Source organism: Pseudoalteromonas phenolica, from assembly GCF_044788725.1.
In the GTDB taxonomy this organism is placed as follows: Bacteria; Pseudomonadota; Gammaproteobacteria; order Enterobacterales; family Alteromonadaceae; genus Pseudoalteromonas; species Pseudoalteromonas phenolica_C.
Genome location: NZ_CP173161.1, coordinates 2678730 through 2699970 on the forward strand (window position 1 = coordinate 2678730; position 21241 = coordinate 2699970).

Below are 21241 nucleotides of genomic sequence, written 5' to 3' on the forward strand. Positions count from 1 at the left end.
AACATTAAATAAAATTAGAATTTAATGTCGTATTGTACGTATGCAAAGCGACCAATATTGTCATAAGTGCTTTGGCTGTAGAATGGCCAGTCATTCACAGAACTGAATGGTGGTTGTCTATCAAACAAGTTACGAATACCAATTGTAACACTGTTGTTATCATCAATGTTATAAGCACCAGTTAAGTCAAATTGCATATATGATGCGAAACGTTGCGAACGACCAAAGTCAGTGTACACAGTATCACCAGCTTCGTTCTTCTTAGTCTTAACATCGTAGTAGCCTACAGCTTCACACGTCTTTTCAATTGTGTTCAGTTTGTCATATGACTCATAACCAGGTAAGAAACGCACGTTAAGTGAAGTGGTGAAATTACCAGTTTCAAGTGAAACGTTACCATTCACACGGTACTTTCTACCAATATCATTAAGGTCACACAATGGCTGAACAGCTGACTGCTGACGTTTCTGCTCTAAGTACTGCTCAACTTTAAAGTCTGTTTTAAGTGCACCAAAGCTTAATTCAGTGTCGTAAGTAATGTTATAGTTGATACCTTTTGAAGAAGCAACTGTCAGGTTTTGTAAGTCAGTTTTTACGAAGCCTGTACGGCCAGTATCATCGATACGACCTTGCGAGTTACGAACTACTAGATCTGTTAAACGACCTTGTGCTTCTTCATCAAGAATTTCTTGGATACCTAGTGAACCAATGATGTTTTCAATTTCTAATGACCAATAATCAACAGTAACAGCCACTTCATCAGTCACATCCCAAACAAGACCTAAGTTGTATGATGTAGATGTTTCTGGTTCAAGCTCAGTATTACCACCTGATTTAGAGTTTAACTCTACTTCTTTACAATCTGGATGTTCCGAATTACCACCGGCTGCTAGGCAAAGCTTGGTATCAATTGCTTTACTCACACCGAATGAACTACCAAGATATAGCTGACCTAGACCTGGTGCCTTGAAACCCGTACCATATGAAGCACGAAGTAATAATGAATCTACTGGACGATAAGAAACTTTTGCTGAGTAAGTAGTTTCAGACGCATCACTGATACCCCAATCTGCTTTGTCGTTACGAGCAGCAAGGCTAAGTTCCATGTCATCAATTACAGGTAGAGATAATTCAACGAATACAGCTTCATTTTTCATGTAACCGCCACCATTAGAACCAGCACCACCGATTACATCACCATTGATTGATGCTGTGTCTGAACGGTCAAGGTAATTTTCACGACGAACGTCAACACCTGCAGCCACACCAACTTGACCACCTGGTAATTCAAGCGATGTCAAACCAGAAACTGCAAGTGACGAGAAGCTTATTTCAAACTCTGAAGTTCTGTGAATTGAAGAGTTTAGGCTATCACAGAAATCTTTAAGTTCAGCAGAGTTACAGTCGTTTAGTACGAATGGATTTAACTTACCACCTGAGAATGCAGACTCAACTTCATCAACAAGAAGTTGACCACCCGCACCTACTTGACGGTTAGTAAGACGAGAGAAACCTAAATCGTAATCTAACTGCCAATCATCGTTGATTAGGTAAGAGAAACCTGTAGTTGCTTCAAACGTTTCGTTTGTATTGTCTTTTTGACGGTGTGGGAAGTCTAAGTAACGACGACCTACATATGCATAACCTTCACCTGCAGCTAACTCATCAGCAATTTTCGCACCTAAAGTAGGGTTATCTTTATAACGGTCGTTAACTAAGAAATCTCTCAGATAAGGACTATTAGAAATGTTTACCGCACCTGGAGCTGGCGCGTTAGCAGTCTTAGTATAAGCACGAGAGAAGCGGAACTGTGTATCAAACGTAAGACTATCACTGTACTCATGTGTTACACTAGTGAAGATTGATTGACGGTCGCTTTGTGGTTGTAATTGATACAATGGAGCAAAGTCATAAGCACAACGACCATTTGACAATACATTCTCAGTAGGACAATCAGACCAAGGAGCCCAGCCACCTAGTTCAGCTTCATTTGCTGATGGAGAGCTAATTAATGTTGAACCAGGAATACCCCAGCTAGAACGACCTTCGCCACCTTCGTGTCCTTCAATATAAGCAGTGCTACCCATTTCACGGTCAACAGCCATAATTGGACGACGTTCAAAATAATCTGCAGAGAATAAGATGTTAGTATTACCACTTGTCGCACCTGCTGTGAAAGAGAATTGCAGTTCATCACCGTCGCGATGTTCTACTGCTGCACCATACTTAGCACGAGCTTCAACACCTTCCATATCTGTTTTAGTGATGATGTTAATTACACCCGCAACCGCATCAGAACCGTATACAGCTGAAGCACCGTCAGGAAGAACATCAATACGTTCAACAGCAGACATAGGAATTTGGTTAATATCAGTAAAAATACCACCTGCAGAGTTTTTAGGTAGTCGGCGACCGTTTAAAAGGATTAGAGTATAATCAGGACCAAAGCCACGAATACCTATTGAAGAAGCACCTGCCGATTGGCTTAAAGTAGCTGATTCGTTAAAACCACCAGAAGCGGCGTTAGTACGTAGGAACTCAGCAACTGTAGACACACCTGTCTTGTCAATTTCTACAGAAGTAAAAACAGTAACTGGAGTTGCTGTTTCCATATCTGTACGGCTAATACGAGAACCAGTAACCTGAATACGCTCTACTTCTTCAGCTTTGTTTTCATCGTTTGCTAATGTATTTGCAGAAAATGCAGCAGAAGAAGCTGCACCAAAAGCAATCGCTAAACGAACTGCTTTTGAAACTTTGTTATTTAACATTTTATCTCCCTGGACCACTTGTTAGTAGTTTTATAATTTTTTTTGGGTAAAACCCAATTGGTATTATGTGACATACACAATACAAGTTGCATACTAAACAACACACAATGTACATGTCAATTAAAAAAAACCTCATTTTATAACACAAGGATAACATTAATTTTTCCCTAATTAGGGTAAAGCGACAATCGTTACTTAACTATTTTACTCAAAACCAACCAACCAGGTTAACGCTATGTTAGATATGGAAATTAAGTTCGCTAATAACATTTCCTTGTCGGCTTTGTGTTGTAAAACTCTATATTAGGCACTTAAACATCAATGACATCTCCAAAAAGCTTTAGTTGGTTCGAACATATAGATGAGCCTTCAGATAATATAAACATGTTTAGAATAACTTTTATCTGTTTTTCAACATAATGTTCATAGTCGAGTGTATGACTTTGTTTTGTTGTGACAATTGCTGGCCCTAAGGTTGTTATGCAGTAACAAATGATTGAGCCTTTAACAAATTGACTCGGGCATTCTTTCTTGTATTCTTTAGCTGCCTTTACATGGGGAGGAATACTTTTCGTGTATTGCTCTAAGGGCTTACCTAAACGCTTACGATAAACTAGTAAATGGTCCACCTCACCAGATAACACCTTTTTTATATATTTCTGTGCAACTGCTTCAAGATCTCCCCCTGCAAATAGGGTTTCAACCAATTCCTTTTGGAATAATTTCGCGATTTCAGTCCAATCACTTCTAACTGTTTCCATACCTTTGAATACCAGTTCAGAGTGACCGTTCTTTTCTACTCTGCCCACGTAACGTTTTTTTGAACCGGTTTCTTGTCCACGGATAGTCGGCATAAAAAATGGGCTGTAATGCGTTTCGAATTCAATTTCTAAATGACTTTGAATGCCAAAACGTTCTTCGCACTCTAAAGACCAAGTTTGGTTGATTTTTCTTTGCAGCGCTTTGCCTATTTCTTGGCTTTGTTCAGCAGTCAAATCTTCCGGTAAGGCCACAAAAGTTGAATCTGTATCACCGTAGATAACTTCATATCCCCAACTTTCAAGCCATTTACGCGTTGTTTGCATAATTTGATGACCACGGACAGTTATAGAACTTGACAGTCTTGGATCATAAAAACGACACCCTTTCGAGCCTAATACACCGTATAAACTATTCATAATAATTTTGATAGCTTGCGATAACATGGCATCGCCCTGCTCTTTGGCGTTTTGCCGTTTCTCTGACAATTGCTCGACCAATTTAGGCAAATGATGTGCTGTTTTAGAAAAGTATCCGCCGTTGAACCCCTCTAATGCATTATCTTGGCTCTCTAACCCTTTAATAAGCCCCAACGGATCGATAAAGAAAGTTCTAATGATGGATGGATACAAGCTTTTAAAATCAAGCACGAGTACATTTTTATAAAGGCCAGGTTTGGACTCCATTACATAACCACCAGGGCTTTCAAAAGACACTCCATGTTCGGCTAAATTTGGTGCAATGTAGCCACTTCGATGTAATAAAGGTAAGTATAAATTAATGAAAGCAGCCACTGACCCGCCCATTTTTTCGAGCTCCAAACCTGTCATTTGCGTTCGGACAATGGCAAATTCTAGCAAGTTTAGTTTCTTGAATATCGACATAACAAGCATGCAATCTTGCAAGTTGTAGGCTGCTAAAGCGAGTTTATCTTCATTAAATTGCCTGATAATTTCAGACAAGCGATTATCTTGTTGGATAAGCTTTTGCTCACCTAAGATTTCACTCGCCACATTCGCAAGGCTAAAACTCGAAAAGTGATATGTGGCATTTTTCATGGTATCAATACCATCAATAACTACTCGGCCTGAAATCAAAACTCGAACATAGTTGCCTTTATAAATATCTATAGAGGCGTTATCACGCCCTAAACAAAGTTCAATACCGAGTGCTTCAGCCCGCTCAGCTAGAACCACAAAATCAAACTCAATGACATTCCAGCCAATGATTACATCTGGATCTATAGCCTTCACTTGCTGCATTAAAACTTGTAGCAGTTCAATTTCGTCTTCGACCCAAATAATACTTTGCTCTGTTTGCTGAGGCGCTCCAATCATGATGACACTTTTATAGTGCTCGCTGACAAGACCGACTGAAAAAAGTACCCCTTGTCCATCACACTCAATATCAAGTGACAGCATAGAAAGGTTTGGCTTGTAGTCTGGGTTTTCTTTTAACTTTGCATCCGTGATCTCGGTATAACCATTACGTTGCTTCACTTTTCCACTTACCCAAACTCCACCTTTAATGAACCGTTCCATTAAATAACGGTCACAATGACGAATATCATCCTCATACAAACGCATATGCTGAGAAAAGCGTTGCTTGGCTTGAAATAGATGCTGATTAGAAGAAAAATAACAGGCTGCTACGGGCTCACCGTCGAAGTGCTTTAATGAAAGTGCTTTTATATCACATTTCAACCCTTGCTCTTTGATAAGGCTTTTAGCTTGCGCTACATCTGACTGGCGAATAAAAAAAACAGATTGCTGATCGGGTATAATTACCTTGGCTGGACCTTGTGGTGTCATAAGCCAATAACGAAGACACAACTTCCCCTGCTGATTAAATTGCTGGCGTGATAGTATAAAGCCTTCGTATACAGCTTGTGCCAAGATAAAACCCCATCTAAAATATCAAATACTGTAATTATATACATACCGTACTTTTTAGGCGACCTTCATGCTTTCAGATGCATTAAAAAAAACAATTCGAACAACACATACCAGCATTGCTGAAAGCTTAGACGGTTATAGACCCAGAAAAAGCCAAAACTATCTAGTCGCAGAAATCGCCAAGGTCTTAGCAGGCGAATACCATAGATCACAAAAAATCTGTGTAATAGAAGCAGGAACTGGTACAGGTAAGTCTCTCGCCTATTGTTTAGGCGCCCTGCCTTTGGCATTGGCTAAAAAGAAAAAACTCGTCATTTCTACTGCTACTGTTGCTTTACAAGAACAGCTCATTGAAAAAGAGTTACCTTTTTTCAAAGAACACTCAGGACTCGATTTTAAGTTTGATTTGGTCAAAGGCAGGCATAGATATATCTGTGTCCACAAATTAAATTCAGCATTAGATGAAGACATGATGCAAATGTCACTCGTACCTACATTGAGCTCGCCGCTATCTGAGCAAGAGAAAAACTGCTTAGTTGCGCTTCAGAATGCTTATCAGAACAAGCAATGGCAAGGCGATAGAGACAGTTGGGCTGACACCATTCCTGATCGAGTATGGAACTTAATTGCCTGCGATAAACATGCATGTCAAAGACAGATGAAGTCTCATCATTTATGCCCATTCCATTTAGCACGACAAAAAATGGCGCAAATGGATGTGCTTGTTATTAACCATGCTCTGTTACTTGCTGACTTAGAGCTCGGTGGCGGCAAAATCTTACCTGAGCCCGATGAGACCTTTTATGTTATTGATGAAGCGCACCATTTGCCTCATATCACTCGAGACTTTTCATCCGCAGCGGCAACCATTAAAGGCACATTAGATTGGATTGAAAAGCTTTTAAAGTTCAGTCAGAAGATGGCCAATGCCATTGTGTCGCAAAAAGCCATTGGTCAAAACTTTAAGCTTAACGACGCCGCAAATGATGCGGCTAAAGATCTAAGGTCGGTCAGGGACTTGCTAGACCAAGCTGATTTTAATTACAACGATGACGACACTTATCGATTTGAACACGGCATTGTGCCCGAGCAATTGACCATTAAAGCCAAAGACATCAGCGATGCAACACTCGATGCCTTAAGAGCACTCAATAAAATGCATGACGCACTTACTTTAGATGTCAGCGATGGTGACGTGACTGCATTCTTAGCCGATCCACTTTTAGCCGAGAGTGGTCAGTACATTAACCGCCTTGAGCAATTACAAAAACTGTGGTTCAGCTACGCCAGCAAAGGTGAAACTATTCCGCATGCACGATGGATTAAGCGACTTGAATATAAAAATCATCACGACCATTTGCTCTGCGACTGCCCTATTGAAGTAGGTTACTACTTAAAAGATAAACTATGGCGCGAATGTGCAGGCGCCGTATTATGTTCAGCCACGCTCAGTGCACTCGGTACATTTGACCATTTCGCAAAAGAAAGTGGGTTAAAAGGTGAAGAAGGCGTGCAATATATTAAAGCTAATTCACCGTTTGATTATCCTAAACAAGCGACACTACATATACCGACCACAGATAAAGAGCCCACAGATAAAGCATTCAGTGACTTTTTAGCCGATGCTTTGCCTAAGTATTTAGACAGAACAAAGGGTAATTTGGTGTTATTTGCCTCCTATTGGCAGATGGAACATGTTGCAAAAAAAATGCGCCTTAAGAACTGGCAAATTCTAGTGCAAGGCGAATTTTCACGTGATGCCCTACTGAAAAAGCACAAATCTCGTATTGATTCGGGCCATGGCAGCATTTTATTTGGTACGCAAAGCTTGTCTGAAGGGCTCGATTTACCCGGTGCTTATTTAGAAAATTTAGTCATAACTAAGATCCCTTTTGCAGTACCTACCTCCCCGATAGAAGAGGCGCAAGCTGAGTTTGTTACGAGTAAAGGTGGTAATCCATTTTTATCAATCACTGTACCCGATGCCGCAAAGAAATTAGTACAAAGCTGTGGTAGACTGCTGAGAAAAGAAACCGATCAAGGAAAAATTACGCTCCTTGATAGGCGTTTGGTCAGTAAACGGTATGGTAAAGCCATGCTAGATACCCTCCCGCCATTTAAAAGACAAATAGATTATTAATGTTTGAATTTGCGCTCGACCCCACGACTTGGGGCTTATTGTGTTTAGTAGCTTTAATCGCAGGCTTTATTGATGCAGTTGCAGGCGGTGGCGGCATGTTAACTGTTCCAGCTCTTCTTACTGCAGGCTTACCCCCCCACATGACGTTAGGGACCAATAAACTGGCTGCAAGCTTTGGCTCAATTACAGCTAGCATCACTTATTATAAAAAGAACTTATTCAACCCCAAGTTTTGGGCAGGGTCAATACTGGCAACCGCAATAGGAGCACTTCTCGGTACTCTCTTGGTTGATCATCTCAGTATTGAGTTTTTAAATAAATTACTACCAGTGATCATCATTGCAGTGGCCTGCTACAGTTTATTCGGTAAATTTAGTACTGAGACTAGTCATCATTTACCGACAAAAACGTTACAACTAAAAATAAAACAGTGGTCGCAAGGGTTAAGTTTAGGTTTTTTTGATGGTTTAGCAGGCCCTGGTACAGGCACTTTTTGGACTGCATCAAATAGCCTACTTTATAAGATGAGTTTATTGTTGAATTGCGGACTTGCGCGTTCAATGAACTTTGTATCGAACTTTATTTCGCTGATCACCTTTGTGGCACTAGGTCATGTTAACTTTTTACTTGGCATTACCATGGGACTATTCTTAATGGTAGGCGCATGGATAGGCGCGCACTCTGCGATTAAGTTTGGAAATAAACTAATAAAACCGCTGTTTAACAGTGTGGTTATCGTACTTGCCGGCAAACTTATTTATGAGGCTTATTTTATATGAGTCAGGCTATTGTCAAATTACAACAGCAAATTGAGCAACTTGCTCAGCATGCTCACCAATTTGATAAAGCGAAGTGGTTTGATAAAAACCGCTACATTCAAGCGCAGCCAAGTTTATTTGCACACAGCGTGTTTGCAACAAAAAGCTTAAAATTGTGCGACTATGTAGACGAGATCAAAGAAGCATTTGCAAGGTTGCCAAGCCCTGAAAAGCGCCATGCCTATGCATTTGCCCTCGAAAAATTAAGCACTCAAATAGAAGCTGTTATAAAGGTATTAAAATCGACGCCTGTTTGGGCCAAAGAGAATAAGTTTACTAAGCCTAAGAAAGCGAAAGTCTATAAGCAAGCAGTTAAGAAAATCATGCAAAGCTCTCATGAGCTATACCAAGAGTTATCACAAAACCATGAGTTTGAGCGTCGTTTACAAGAGATGATCGATATTCGTAAACAGCAGTTATCATCGGCAAGTAATGCTGAAGCAAGTAAAATCAATCAAGAAATATTGGCACTGCATGCCCGACTTGGCCGATGTAGAAAAGCCATTACCGCCACAGAAGACAAAATTCAACAAGTTGAAAAACAACAAAACCGCTAATGATTTTCTATCACCCTCTATACAGTGCCCTACAGCTGCCTGAAAGACATCGCTTTCCCATAAAAAAATACCAAAAACTTGAAAACACAATTCATACAATGGGGTTTTCCGACCGAGTATTTGAACCTAAGCCTGCTAGCTTAGCGCAGATCAAGCTTTGCCATGATGCTGATTATGTCGACGCATTTGTAAACGGCTTTTTATCTCAGAAAGCAATCAAAAAAATGGGCTTTCCATGGTCAACAACATTAGTTGAAAGAACCTTACTTTCTGTTGGCGCAAGTATCGAAGCTGCTGAATACGCATTAGAACATGGACTCGGTTTAAATCTAGGTGGAGGCTACCACCACGCCCAATTCGACCATGGTGCTGGCTTTTGTATTTTTAACGACCATGCCATAACTGCACAGCACCTGATCCAGCAAGACCTTGTTGAGCGGGTTGTGATCCTCGATTGCGATGTTCATCAAGGAGATGGTACTGCAGACATTTTAAATGGCAACGACAACATCATTACTTGCTCTTTGCACTGCGCTCAGAATTTCCCCCGAGCAAAAGCTCGATCAGATCTTGATTTCGAAATCGAAAAAGGTTGTACCGATTCACACTATTTGCAAACGCTAGAGCAAGCTTTAGATTTAATTAAGCGTTTCTATCGGCCTGATATTATTATCTATAACGCCGGTGCTGATATTTACCATAAAGATGAACTCGGTTTACTAGATATCAGTCTTGCTGGTGTGTTAGAGCGTGAAAGAACAGTAATATCATTCTGTAAAAACAACGATATCCCTTTATCGATTGGCCTTGGCGGTGGCTATCAACGTAATGAAGAGCAACTGATTGAAGTGCATAAACAACTTTTATTCGCTGTGTTCGAAAACTATTGATTTTTGGTATAAACTCAAAAAATAAAAACATTAGGAAGATGACATGAAACTACATGATGATGTGCACAATTATTATGAAAAAGTCATGCTAGATCGCATTGTTGAGCGCAATCTGCAAGACAAATACGATGATGATGTAATGGCTGATTTTTGCTGTACTGTACTCAATCAATTGCCTGCAAGGTATATTCGCTATGATGTAGACATGGCTTTTTACTTACCTCAACACGAGCGTATCCAAATGGAGCAAAGAGTCGATATTGCAATTGATGTTGCCATGACACAAGTAGCTAAAAGAGGTTCAACGGCCAGTGAGTAACTTTTCGAAATGAGTAATAGCTTAGAAAATGCACCAACCCATGTGAAATTGGCTGTTGATTTAATCATGTTGCTTGAACAACATGAACTGCCAGCCGAAGACGTACTTGCTGCACTAGAGATTGTAAAATCAGACTTTCAAAATAAATTAAACGATGAAGCTAGCTCAAACTAGCTTCATGTCACTTTACAGCGTGTTAGGCTGTTTTTAAGTTTTCTGAGTTGAAATCTAACAGGCCGAGTTTATATTGTGCATAAAACTGACTATCGGCTTCTGATTGATCTGGGCAAATAAAGTAGCCAATGTCGTCTCTAAAAGGCTTATTCCGATGGTGCTTGCCATCTTCCCAATATAACACCGCATGTTTCACCAAGTCGCCCATATAAGTATGATCCCACTCGTAATGACAAAAACCATGGTGCGGTGATAAAAATGGGTCATACTTGTCTAGTACAGAGGTATCAAGCAAACCATTTTTATAGGCAGCAAATACCTTCGCATCATATTCTGCCGTCTTTTCGTCAACAAAATAGGCAATGTCTCTGCGAGGAGGTAATGCTTGCGGCAAACCAAATTTTTCACTTACCCCTGAACATTCAACCACAATCCAAGAGACAAAATGCGCACCTATTTGATGGTCCCATTTTAATGCAACGAACATAATCACTCCTTATTTAATTTCTGTCGTGATTGTATTAATAAGATAATAATTTGAAAGTGTGATAATCATCTTGCTTGTGCTAAATCAACAAATCAGACAACAATTTCATTACTAAACTTTTTCAAATCGTTACAAGATATTGCGAAACCTTCGGTTTAACTGACTTCTAGGGAGATTCAACGAAATCTCAATTTTTTGCCTTTGCTAAATTGTGCATAACTAAGTCACAATAATAAAGCAGACTACTTTTGGTGCAATTGGATAAAGCCATGAATTTAACTCGTTCCTCGTTGAAGAACCCAGCAGCGGTTCTCGTCATACTCACGTTGATCATCTTATTTGGCATCATCAGTATTTTTAAATTACCGATACAGCTCACACCAGAAATTGAACAACCGCAAATCACAATATTCTCAGGCTGGCGACAAGCAGCACCTGAAGAAATTGAATCAATGATCATTGAACCACTCGAGAATGCAGTAAAACATACGCCAGGCGCATTAGAAGTGAACACCACAATTAACCAAGGCGGTGGGGCAATCAGTCTTTCTTTTGCCGTTGGCGCCGATATGCAACAGGCCATGTTGGATGTGCTTACCAGTTTGAATCAGGCTCCGCCTCTTCCATTAGATGCCATGGACCCAATTGTTACTGCCGGAGGAAATGGAGGACCAGGTTCTGGTGGTCCGACTGCAGCAAGTTTATTGGTTGTGCCGCTTAGTTTTGACTCAGAGAAACTGGACATGGCGCAATATCAGAAACAAATTGAAGACATAATAGAGCCCAGACTCGCTCGCATTCCTGGTATCTCCCGCGTCAACATGAACAGCGAACGCCCTCGAGAATTACGCGTCACTTTCGACCCGCAAAAAGCAGCGGCATTTGGTATTAGTCTTGCGCAAATTCGTCGAACTTTATCAACTGCTAATGATAGTTCTGGTGGCTTGGCTGATGTCGGACGCCGACAGTACACAGTACGATTCACAGGCAAATACAATGTCGATAATCTAGCTGAGTTACGTGTAGGCTATGTAGGTCAACGTCCTATATATCTAGGTGATATTGCCAGTGTCGAAGATACGGTAACCGATCGCCGCTCAATGACCCTTAGAAATGGTAAACCCGCTTACTACATTACTATTTCGAGAGCCAATGATGCCAATACCGTTGCTGTACTTGATGAAATCAATATTGCGATTAAAGAGCTAAATGAAGGGGCACTGAAAGAGGCAGGACTTGCCATAGAACTGAGCTTTGACTCTTCTGTGCACATTCGAAATGCCCTGCAATTGGTAAAAAGTAACCTCGGGCTTGGCGTTCTACTTGCCTGTGGTATTTTATGGTTATTCTTTAGGGGGTTTAAGCCAACTCTGATCATCGCAGCGACAATCCCTGTTTCTCTTATGGTCGCTTTTCTTGCACTAAACTTATTTGAACGCAGTCTCAACGTCGTGTCATTAGCAGGTCTGGCATTTGCTGTCGGCTTAGTGCTGGATGCCGCAATCATAGTACAAGAAAACATCGCCCGCTTAACAGCATCAGGTATGACCGCCAGCAAAGCCACACTCAAAGGCGCTACTCAAGTCGGCGGTGCGCTATTTGCTTCAACCGCAACCAGTGTCGCGATCTTCTTACCAATTATGTTTATGGCAGGTGTTGAGGGTCAATTATTCTCAGATTTAGCGCTCACACTTTCTATCGCTGTTATTTCATCTTTAATTTGTGCGATGACACTTATTCCCGTAGCGAATAAAATTTGGCCTGATAGCGAAATAAAACCTGATCCATACAAAGCTTACTGGCATAGAGTCACAGCACTGGTTGTCAATTTAACAAACTCAAGAGTCAAACAACTTAGCTGGATAGCGTCGTTACTTGGTGGCTCGGTATTTATTACTTATGCATTATTGCCACAAACAGATTTTATGCCTCGCGCCCCAACAGATGGCTTTTTCTATACTTTGCTAACACCGCCGGGTGGTAATATTCAATTTATGGAAGCCGAAATAGCCTCGCGTGTTAAACAACGAGTTATGCCATATTATGAAGGCGAAAAGTCACCAAAAATAAAAGACTTCAACTTCTATGTGTTTGGCTCCAACGCAGGTGGATTTATCTATTCTGACGACCCAACTCGAGTTGAAGAATTAATGAAAGTTGCCAGAGAAGAAATCTTTCATGACCTCCCAGACACCCGTGTATTTTTAACCAGAGGTTCGATGATCAGTGTTAATAATGGCGGCGATGGTCGAGCCATTAACATTGATCTGTCAGGCCCGAATATTGATGATTTAATTGCCGGTGCCAAAATAGCAATGCAAGCAACGCGAGAAGCCATTCCAGAGGCTTCAGCCAGACCAATGCCTCGTTTAGACATGGCGGAGCCTGAATTAAGATTACACCCTGACGACAGGCGCATTACTCAAGCAGGATTAACGCGTAGCGATGTAGCGCAAGCTGTACAAGCATTTACTGGCGGCTTATTCATTAATGAATACTTTGATGGTAATGAGCGTATGAACGTGATCTTGCGCGCAAAACCTTGGCAGTCTCCTGAAGAGCTTAAAGAAATGCCAATTATTACTCCTCTAGCTGGTACCCAAACACTGGGAGAACTTGCTCGAGTAGAAAGAACGGTAGGTCCTACTCAATTAAGGCGAGTCAACGGTAAACGTACAGTTTCTGTCATGGTTACACCACCGCCATTAATGAGCTTGCAAGAAGCACAAGCGATACTCAACGCTCAGGTTCTGCCTAAAGTCAAAGCCGTGATCGCACCTTCAACAAGTGTAATTTTGGCAGGTAATGCGCAGAAGATGAACTCAGCAATTGAAGAGATGGCGGTTAATTTTGCGCTAGCGTTGTTTATTTTATTTTTGCTAATGACCGCACTATTCAAATCAGCCAAAGATAGCTTTTTAGTCTTACTAATTATGCCATTAGCCCTTGCTGGCGGTGTGATTGCTTTGTACTTACTCAACCTATTTACCTTTCAGTCACTCGATTTACTGACCATGATAGGCTTCATTATTTTGCTTGGCTTAGTAGTTAATAATGCCATCTTATTGGTCGATCAAACTCGTTGCTCTGAACGCGAAGGCGCATCTCGTGAAGAAGCCGTTAAACAAGCTGTGCTTTTACGCGCTCGTCCGGTTTATTTAAGCACATTAACGAGTTTATTTGGCATGTTGCCACTGATGTTAGTTCCTGGCGTCGGCTCTGAAATATACCGAGGATTGGCGACGGTGATTGTTGGCGGTATGGCGATAAGTGCAATTTTTACTCTGGTATTAATGCCTAGTCTGTTACTGCTTGGTAAAGCAAAAAAGCAAACATCTCCCCCTATCAGCAAAGATAAACCCAAACTAAATCTTGTTGCTAACCAATAAAGGAAAACCGCAGATGATTTTTAAGCATTCAAAAATTCGTGCAAACATGCTTTCAAGCAGTTTTGCATTGGGGCTAGCATCGTCTATCGCCTTATTTTCTTCATCTAGTTTCGCGGTTTCACCTGTTGCAGTTGAAACCATAGAGCAAGCAAGGCTTGATAGTGCTTTGTCAGTTCACGGGACTCTGTATGGCAAGCAAGATGTAAAATTAACATCTAGCGTTGCCGGCCGCTTAACCTTTGTTGCCACACCTGGGCAATACGTCAGTAAAAATGACGTACTCGCAAAAATTGATTTACTGCCACTTCAGCTCAATAAGGCAAAACAAGAGGTGATGTTAGAAAGAGCCAAAATAAACCTAACATTCCAAAAACAAGAACTTGCACGTTTAAACCGATTGGCCAAAACCAATAGCGCCGCAGCGACGCAAGTTGATCAAGCACAAAACCTTCATGATTTGACATTGACCGATATTAAACTTGCAGAAATTGAACTAAAAGTTATTGAAGACCAATTGAGCAGAGCGATATTAAAAGCGCCTTTCAGTGGCGTAGTCAGTGAGCGTTTTGAGCGAGCTGGTAGCGAAATAAATCGAGCTCAACCAGTAGTAAGTTTAGTTGATATCAATAACCTAGAAGTGCGTTTATATGTACCAGTTAAATATTTAAAATACTTGAGCTTAGGCAATGAGTTACAGTTAAGTGCAGGTCAACTAGATGACCCACAGCAGGCGCTTGCAACTGTAACAGCTGTTATCCCAGCAACCGATCCCAGAGCACAATCATTTGAAGTTCGTGCCGACATTGCAACGAATGAGGCACAAAGCTGGGCGTCAGGCCAACTTGTGGATGTGGTAGTGCCACTGAGTTCAAATACTGAGGAACTTATTGTAAGCAGAGATGCTCTAATACTTAGACAGCAAGGTGTGCATATTGTAAAAATTCAAGATGATAATACCGCGCTACACGTACCTGTGATTGTTGGCAAAGGCCAAGGGAACAAAGTGGCAATCAGAGCTAAAGATCTTGGAATACTAAACGTAGGTGACAGAATCGCAATTAGGGGTGCTGAAACACTCGCTCAAGGCCAAGAAGTAGAAATACAACCTGCGTTATAAAATATACTAGCCCAATGAGCAAGCCGTTAAGCTGCGTCTTAACGCGCTTGTCTCATTTTTTAGTTATCGGTTTAGATGAACTAGCCATTTAAAATGTCTAGTTCAGAGCTTTAGATAATCGGGTAAATCAAACATCATCCTCGATGTTATCTTTTCCTTTCGTGCGTTCAATACTATCAAGCTTATGATGTATTGCTGACTTGATCAGCATATAACCACTGATAGGTGCAGTTAGTAGTAAGAAAATCGAAATCAAGATTTCTTTTACACTGATCCCCGCTTCAGATTGACTGAAAAACACCATTGCAGCTGTTAACAAACAAGCCATACCCAGTGTTGTTGCTTTTGTTGGACCGTGCAAACGCATGAAGAAATCAGGCATTTTCACTAAACCAATTGACCCAACCAATACAAATGAGCCACCAATTAAAAGTAATATAGAAATAATCCATTCAGCCATAGCTCACCTACTCAATAATATCGCCACGTAGTAAATACTTACAAACTGCAACAGTACTTACAAAACCTAACATTGCAATCAACAGCGCAGCCTCAAAATAAAGCTCAGTGCCCATACTTAAACCATATAAAATGATTAAAGCAATACTGTTAATGTACATGGTATCTAAAGCTAAAATTCTATCTGGCACTGACGGGCCTTTCACTAATCGCCACAGATTTAATAGTAACGAAACGCCAATCATCGCAAATACAATCAGGATAACTGTCTCTAACATTCAAAGATCTCCTTTAAAGGTGCTTCATAGCGCTGTTTGATAGTGTCAATCAATTCTTGCTCGTCTTTGAGGTTCAAGACATGGATCAACAAATATCGCTGCTCTGGCTTTTCACCTTCTTCTAAAGTCTCTTTCCAAGGGTAAACCTCTGCACTCACAGTGCCTGGAGTCAGTGATACTGTACTTGCCAAAATAGTAATTGGCATTGAATGATCAAGGTCTAAAGGCACCTTAACAAAACCGGGGTTGAGCTTTTTAGTTGGCCCGAGTATCAAAAGCGCAACCTGAATATTTGCAGTAATAATATCGTACAACACCAACATCAGGTGCTTAAATGCCAGCCAAGGGTGTAAGAGCAAAGGCTGCTTGGTTCTAAATGGATTTGTTGCCAAAGGGATCACTATGGCTAGAATTAACCCCAAAATAATGTGGCCTGCAGACGCACTGTTATTAAGCAATAACCAAACACTAAACAACAATAAGCTTCTGAATGGGGTCGGTAACCACTTAAATCTAGCTTCTGTACGCATTATTTACCCTCCCCTAAAACGACTGTGATATTGCCTGAGAAGTTATGCAGCTGTTTCGCTGCTTCAATAGCATAGTCAGCCATATTACCCGCGAAGATAACCATCAGAGGAGAGCCGAGTAATACTATTAATAGCGCAGAGATTTGATATTTATGCGCCTTTACCGGTTCACTCGTATCTTGTACTTTGTTTTGATGATGCCAAAATACTGTACTGCCCGCTTTCGAAATACCGACTAGTAATGCCAAGCTCGCAAGAAGGTAGAGCCCCCAGAAAATTGCACCGTGCTCACTTTCGAAAGTCGCTCTCAATAACCAAACTTTACCAATAAATCCTGACAGTGGCGGCATACCAATCACGGTAATAGCAGCAATAATAAATGCACCACCCAGTAAAATAGGCTGTGTTACCGGACGACCGATTGTGATGCGATCAGCAACTTTGCCGCGCTGCGTGCCTATTAGGTCAGCCAGCAAGAATAAAGCAGCCGTGACCAAAGTTGAATGCACAAGATAAAAAATAGCTGCAGCACTGGCTTCTTCTGTTTGCACCGCAACAAGTGCAACTAAGGTGCCTACTGACACAATCACTAAGTTAGCAACTAGCTTTCTTAAGTCATGACTAGCGAGCACGCCAATAGCCCCCATTGCAATGGTTGCAAGTGCTAACCACCACAACCAGCTTTGCGCCATATGACTCAACTCACCGGCTTCGTCACCGAAAATTAAGGTATACACACGCATCATAGAATACACACCAACTTTGGTCATAATCGCAAACAGGGCTGCAACCACAGGCATAGCTGTCGCGTAAGTATTTGGCAACCAAAGGTGAAGAGGTAATAAAGCGCCTTTAAGTGCAAAAACAACCAAGAGTAATAAGCCACCTATCTTCGCTAAAAACACATCATCGCCTTGCAAATGCGTAATTTTATTCGCCATATCTGCCATGTTTAGTGTGCCTAACACACCATATAAAATACCTAATGCGATAAGGAAGATAGCTGAACCCACTAGGTTCATAATGACATATTGCAACGCAGCGCGGGTATTGTGCTTATCACCACCATGCATAAGCAGCGAATATGATGCAATTAATAGCACTTCAAAGAATACGAATAGGTTGAACGCATCCCCAGTTAAAAATGCGCCATTCACACCTAAAATTAAGAAGTGCAGTAATGGATGGTAGAAACTACCCTTTTGATCGTCACCTGCACAAGCATAAAGTGCACACACTAACCCTAATAATGAAGTGAGCGTCACCAATAGCGTTGAAAGCGGATCCGCAAATAGCACAATACCAAATGGCGCTTGCCAATCACCAATTGCGTAAGTTGTACTGCCTGTATCATTTACTTGTAGCAGTAACAAAGCAGATGCAAGTAACGTAATAAAACTCAGTGCCACTGATGAAAAACGACGAATATGTTTGTTTTTTCCACAGGGTGGCATTAATAAAATAACCCCTGCCAACATAGGAAGTAATACAGGCAGAGAAGTTAAATGTTGGATCATGCTTTGCCCTTGTTATTATTTGACGGAACTTGACCGTTTACGTGGTCGTTACCTAAATCTGCACGGCCACGGATTGCTAAAATCACCACAAATGCCGTCATCGCAAAACCGATAACAATTGCCGTTAAAACCAAAGCCTGTGGCAACGGATCTGCATATTCAGCGCTATATCCAAGTACTGCAGCTTTGTTCAACGTTAAACGACCAGATGCAAATAAAAATAAGTTTACCGCGTAAGACAGCATAGTTAACCCCAAGACCACAGGGAAAGTACGCGAGCGTAAAATCAAAAATACGCCGCACGCAACGAGCAGACCGACGCAAGATGCATATAAGATTTCCATTAAATATTCACCTCTTCTTTCGGCGCATTGGCAGTTAACTTACCAAGACTTGCTAAAATCATAAGAGTTGCACCCACCACAGTAATGTAAACACCTAAATCAAATATCAGTGCGCTGGCTAACTCAATCTGACCGACTACTGGTAGATCGAAATAGTCGAACCACGTTTTTAAGAATGGACGGTCAAAGATCCAGCTACCAACACCTGTTGCTAACGCAATGGCAATACCTGAAGCGATAATCTTACGGTAGTTAATGGTCAAACGTTCAGCTATCCAATTCGAACCATGCGCGATGTACTGCAAAATAAACGCAATTGCGGTTATAAGACCCGCGATAAAGCCGCCACCAGGCAGGTTATGGCCGCGAAGGAAAATATAGAATGAAACTAACAGAGCAAGAGGCAACAAGCTTTGCGAGATACTTGCAAGCAGTAACGGATAGCGCTCTTTCGCCCAAGGGCGACCTTCACTGTCAGAACCAGGCATAAATAGCGGTAAGTTAACTAGCAGCTTGTGGATACCCAATGCCGCAATACCTAATACGGTAATTTCACCCAAAGTATCAAAACCACGGAAATCAACAAGGATGACGTTCACCACATTAGTGCCACCACCTCCTGTCTTAGCATTAGCGATAAAGAAATCTGAAATACTGCTAAACGGACGGGTGATCAACGCATAACAAATACTGCCCACCACTATACCAATTGCAGATGCGATACCTAAATCACGCAACACTCGAATTGAGCTCGAAGCCTTTGGCGATTTTTGCGGTAAAAAGAACAGCGCTAACATTAATAAAATAATGGTCACTACTTCTACCGTTAGTTGGGTCAATGCTAAATCGGGCGCAGAGAAGCGGGTGAAAGCGATTGATACCATTAGACCCACCACTGACACCATCAGAAGTGAAATCATACGCATACGATGCCAGATCACTGTCGCAATCGCCGCTATCATTAATAAACCAGCACCAATACCATTGTGAACATCTACCGGAGTTAATGGGTTATTCCCCGCTAACTGTGCCATTTCAAATAAAGGCCAGCCAGCCGCCAGTAACACGATGATAAACATCAGCATTAAGTAACGTTGCAGAGAACCGTTTTCGATGGCTGCAATTTTATTTTGGCTCCACTTCACAAGCTTTGACACCGAGCCATCAAACATCTTTTTACCCGTCATTGGCGGTAAAGATGCTTGGAATTGGAATAAATACTTGCGCTGGGTATAAATTAAAATACCCCCAGCAACCGCTACCGCACTCATAAGTAGGGGTAAGTTAAAACCATGCCACAAGGAAATTTTGTATTCAGGCACTTGACCCGCTAACACTGCATCTGCGGCAGTGTAGATGATGTCGTGTACCACAAAGTTCGGGAACATCCCCACAATCAAGCAAAGTGCGACTAAGATCTCTATCGGAACGCGCATATAACGTGGCGGTTCATGAGGGTGCTTAGGTAAGTCGATCGGATCGCCGTTAAAGAATACATCATGGATAAAGCGGGCAGAATAAGCCACAGAGAATGCCGCAGCAATAGTCGCTAAAACTGGAACCAGCCATGACATTGAACCCAAAAGCTGCTGGTGTAGGGTTTCAGCGAAGAACATTTCTTTCGATAAGAACCCATTTAACAATGGCACACCAGCCATTGACGCTGCTGCAACCATAGCCAGTGTGGCTGTGTAAGGCATAAATCTCCACATACCATTAAGCTTACGCATATCACGGGTGCCAGTTTCATGGTCGATAATACCGGCCGCCATAAATAATGACGCTTTAAAAGTTGCATGGTTAATGATGTGGAAAATGGCAGCAACGGTTGCAAGTTCTGTATCTAAGCCAAACAGTAAAGTAATTAAACCTAAATGGCTGATCGTAGAGTAAGCCAACAGCCCTTTTAAGTCATGCTTAAACAGCGCAACATAGGCCGCAAACAACAAAGTCGCCAAACCAGTAAGGCCAACTAAAATAAACCACAATTCAGTACCAGCAAGTGCAGGATAAAAACGCGCAAGCAAGAAGATCCCCGCTTTCACCATAGTTGCACTATGTAAGTAAGCACTTACAGGTGTAGGAGCTGCCATTGCATGCGGTAGCCAGAAATGAAATGGGAACTGGGCCGATTTAGTGAATGCGCCAAGCAGCACAAGTACTAAAGTCACTTCGTATAGGTCATGAGCTTGAATAAGCTCACGGCTTGCTAAGATAACATCAATATCGTAACTGCCAACAATATGACCAATCATTAGCAGACCAGCTAATAATGCGAGGCCACCGCCCCCAGTAATAGTAAGCGCCATACGCGCGCCTTTGCGCGCTTCTGATTTATCCCACCAATAGCTAATTAATAAAAACGAGCTGATACTGGTAAGCTCCCAGAATAGCCATAACTGCAGTACATTATTCGCCGTCACAATGCCTAACATCGCCGTCATAAACAGCATCAGGTATGCAAATAGTTTTGGCATTGAATCTTTTTCACTCAGGTAATAACGGGCATAGAAGATAACCAACATGCCAATACCTAAGATCATGAATACAAATAGTAGCGAGAGCCCGTCAAGTCTAAATGATAACTCTAGGCCAAGTGCTGGCACCCAGTTAACGCTTTCACGTAATACTTCGCCCGCAAACACGTCTGCAGCAGAGTTAATGACCAGTATTAATGCGATAGCAGGCATTACGAGTGTTAATGCGGTCGTTTGGTTACGCGTTAACTTACCTGTTAAAGATGAAATAATACTGCCAAAGAAGGATAACAAAGGTATCCAAAGCAAAGTCATATAAT

At 41.5% G+C, this 21241-nt stretch carries 17 protein-coding genes; 8 read left to right on the forward strand and 9 right to left on the reverse strand.

Annotated elements, in window-relative coordinates; genetic code table 11:
• Positions 1-14: 14 nt before the first annotated feature.
• The gene (locus ACH784_RS12200) at positions 15-2771 is read right to left on the reverse strand and encodes a TonB-dependent receptor domain-containing protein (RefSeq protein WP_404390557.1); all 2757 of its coding nucleotides are present in this window, start codon (positions 2769-2771) and stop codon (positions 15-17) included.
• Positions 2772-3082: 311 nt separating this feature from the next.
• Positions 3083-5425 carry a DNA polymerase II gene (locus ACH784_RS12205; protein ID WP_404390559.1) on the reverse strand — a complete coding sequence of 781 codons (2343 nt, stop codon included), beginning with the start codon at positions 5423-5425 and terminating at the stop codon, positions 3083-3085.
• 67 nt (positions 5426-5492) lie between these two features.
• Between ACH784_RS12205 and dinG the strand changes: the two genes are divergently transcribed.
• The 6 genes from dinG to rsmS are packed head-to-tail and all read left to right on the forward strand — an operon-like array spanning position 5493 to position 10323.
• Positions 5493-7565: an ATP-dependent DNA helicase DinG gene (dinG, locus tag ACH784_RS12210; protein WP_404390561.1), complete on the forward strand. Its 2073-nt coding sequence runs from the start codon at positions 5493-5495 to the stop codon at positions 7563-7565.
• Positions 7565-8344, forward strand: a complete 780-nt coding sequence (locus ACH784_RS12215) for a TSUP family transporter (protein ID WP_404390563.1) — start codon at positions 7565-7567, stop codon at positions 8342-8344. The genes dinG and ACH784_RS12215 overlap by 1 nt, the downstream gene beginning before the upstream one ends.
• Complete coding sequence (locus ACH784_RS12220; RefSeq protein ID WP_404390565.1) at positions 8341-8940, forward strand: primosomal replication protein; 600 nt, start codon at positions 8341-8343, stop codon at positions 8938-8940. The genes ACH784_RS12215 and ACH784_RS12220 overlap by 4 nt, the downstream gene beginning before the upstream one ends.
• Positions 8940-9830, forward strand: coding sequence for a histone deacetylase (locus tag ACH784_RS12225; RefSeq protein ID WP_404390567.1), 891 nt, complete (start codon positions 8940-8942; stop codon positions 9828-9830). Before ACH784_RS12220 ends, ACH784_RS12225 begins: the two co-directional genes overlap by 1 nt.
• Before the next feature lie 43 nt (positions 9831-9873).
• Positions 9874-10149 (forward strand): late competence development ComFB family protein, encoded by a 276-nt coding sequence (locus tag ACH784_RS12230; RefSeq protein WP_404390569.1) that lies wholly within the window; start codon positions 9874-9876, stop codon positions 10147-10149.
• A 9-nt stretch (positions 10150-10158) separates the two neighbouring features.
• On the forward strand, positions 10159-10323 hold the full coding sequence (rsmS, locus tag ACH784_RS12235) for a pleiotropic regulatory protein RsmS (protein ID WP_404390571.1): 165 nt from the start codon (positions 10159-10161) through the stop codon (positions 10321-10323).
• Between the two features lie 22 nt (positions 10324-10345).
• On the opposite strand, the gene ACH784_RS12240 is transcribed toward rsmS, so the two are convergent.
• A complete protein-coding gene (locus ACH784_RS12240; RefSeq protein ID WP_404390573.1) occupies positions 10346-10810 on the reverse strand; it encodes a hypothetical protein in 465 nt (154 codons plus the stop codon).
• 269 nt (positions 10811-11079) lie between these two features.
• Here ACH784_RS12240 and ACH784_RS12245 point away from each other — a divergent pair, with 269 nt between their 5' ends.
• Together ACH784_RS12245 and ACH784_RS12250 are read left to right on the forward strand one after the other, a co-directional pair.
• On the forward strand, positions 11080-14199 hold the full coding sequence (locus ACH784_RS12245) for an efflux RND transporter permease subunit (protein WP_404390575.1): 3120 nt from the start codon (positions 11080-11082) through the stop codon (positions 14197-14199).
• A 13-nt stretch (positions 14200-14212) separates the two neighbouring features.
• A complete protein-coding gene (locus tag ACH784_RS12250; RefSeq protein WP_404390577.1) occupies positions 14213-15316 on the forward strand; it encodes an efflux RND transporter periplasmic adaptor subunit in 1104 nt (367 codons plus the stop codon).
• Positions 15317-15443: 127 nt separating this feature from the next.
• On the opposite strand, the gene ACH784_RS12255 is transcribed toward ACH784_RS12250, so the two are convergent.
• The 6 genes from ACH784_RS12255 to ACH784_RS12280 are packed head-to-tail and all read right to left on the reverse strand — an operon-like array spanning position 15444 to position 21236.
• The gene (locus ACH784_RS12255; RefSeq protein ID WP_058029289.1) at positions 15444-15776 is read right to left on the reverse strand and encodes a Na+/H+ antiporter subunit G; all 333 of its coding nucleotides are present in this window, start codon (positions 15774-15776) and stop codon (positions 15444-15446) included.
• Positions 15777-15783: 7 nt separating this feature from the next.
• Positions 15784-16053, reverse strand: a complete 270-nt coding sequence (locus tag ACH784_RS12260; protein ID WP_058029288.1) for a K+/H+ antiporter subunit F — start codon at positions 16051-16053, stop codon at positions 15784-15786.
• Positions 16047-16583, reverse strand: coding sequence for a Na+/H+ antiporter subunit E (locus ACH784_RS12265; protein ID WP_404390579.1), 537 nt, complete (start codon positions 16581-16583; stop codon positions 16047-16049). The genes ACH784_RS12260 and ACH784_RS12265 overlap by 7 nt, the downstream gene beginning before the upstream one ends.
• Positions 16583-18100, reverse strand: coding sequence for a monovalent cation/H+ antiporter subunit D (locus tag ACH784_RS12270; protein WP_404390581.1), 1518 nt, complete (start codon positions 18098-18100; stop codon positions 16583-16585). Before ACH784_RS12270 ends, ACH784_RS12265 begins: the two co-directional genes overlap by 1 nt.
• Complete coding sequence (locus tag ACH784_RS12275; protein WP_404390583.1) at positions 18097-18444, reverse strand: Na+/H+ antiporter subunit C; 348 nt, start codon at positions 18442-18444, stop codon at positions 18097-18099. The genes ACH784_RS12270 and ACH784_RS12275 overlap by 4 nt, the downstream gene beginning before the upstream one ends.
• Positions 18444-21236, reverse strand: coding sequence for a monovalent cation/H+ antiporter subunit A (locus tag ACH784_RS12280; RefSeq protein WP_404390585.1), 2793 nt, complete (start codon positions 21234-21236; stop codon positions 18444-18446). The genes ACH784_RS12275 and ACH784_RS12280 overlap by 1 nt, the downstream gene beginning before the upstream one ends.
• Positions 21237-21241 lie beyond the last annotated feature (5 nt).

Bases quoted from the DNA above. Each gene is read 5' to 3' on its own strand.
- ACH784_RS12260 (WP_058029288.1), bottom strand. From the start codon at position 16,053: ATGTTAGAGACAGTTATCCTGATTGTATTTGCGATGATTGGCGTTTCG.
- ACH784_RS12240 (WP_404390573.1), bottom strand. From the start codon at position 10,810: ATGTTCGTTGCATTAAAATGGGACCATCAAATAGGTGCGCATTTTGTC.
- ACH784_RS12255 (WP_058029289.1), bottom strand. From the start codon at position 15,776: ATGGCTGAATGGATTATTTCTATATTACTTTTAATTGGTGGCTCATTT.
- ACH784_RS12280 (WP_404390585.1), bottom strand. From the start codon at position 21,236: ATGACTTTGCTTTGGATACCTTTGTTATCCTTCTTTGGCAGTATTATT.
- ACH784_RS12215 (WP_404390563.1), top strand. From the start codon at position 7,565: ATGTTTGAATTTGCGCTCGACCCCACGACTTGGGGCTTATTGTGTTTA.
- rsmS (WP_404390571.1), top strand. From the start codon at position 10,159: ATGAGTAATAGCTTAGAAAATGCACCAACCCATGTGAAATTGGCTGTT.
- ACH784_RS12230 (WP_404390569.1), top strand. From the start codon at position 9,874: ATGAAACTACATGATGATGTGCACAATTATTATGAAAAAGTCATGCTA.
- ACH784_RS12265 (WP_404390579.1), bottom strand. From the start codon at position 16,583: ATGCGTACAGAAGCTAGATTTAAGTGGTTACCGACCCCATTCAGAAGC.
- ACH784_RS12275 (WP_404390583.1), bottom strand. From the start codon at position 18,444: ATGGAAATCTTATATGCATCTTGCGTCGGTCTGCTCGTTGCGTGCGGC.
- ACH784_RS12225 (WP_404390567.1), top strand. From the start codon at position 8,940: ATGATTTTCTATCACCCTCTATACAGTGCCCTACAGCTGCCTGAAAGA.
- dinG (WP_404390561.1), top strand. From the start codon at position 5,493: ATGCTTTCAGATGCATTAAAAAAAACAATTCGAACAACACATACCAGC.
- ACH784_RS12245 (WP_404390575.1), top strand. From the start codon at position 11,080: ATGAATTTAACTCGTTCCTCGTTGAAGAACCCAGCAGCGGTTCTCGTC.
- ACH784_RS12250 (WP_404390577.1), top strand. From the start codon at position 14,213: ATGATTTTTAAGCATTCAAAAATTCGTGCAAACATGCTTTCAAGCAGT.
- ACH784_RS12220 (WP_404390565.1), top strand. From the start codon at position 8,341: ATGAGTCAGGCTATTGTCAAATTACAACAGCAAATTGAGCAACTTGCT.
- ACH784_RS12270 (WP_404390581.1), bottom strand. From the start codon at position 18,100: ATGATCCAACATTTAACTTCTCTGCCTGTATTACTTCCTATGTTGGCA.
- ACH784_RS12200 (WP_404390557.1), bottom strand. From the start codon at position 2,771: ATGTTAAATAACAAAGTTTCAAAAGCAGTTCGTTTAGCGATTGCTTTT.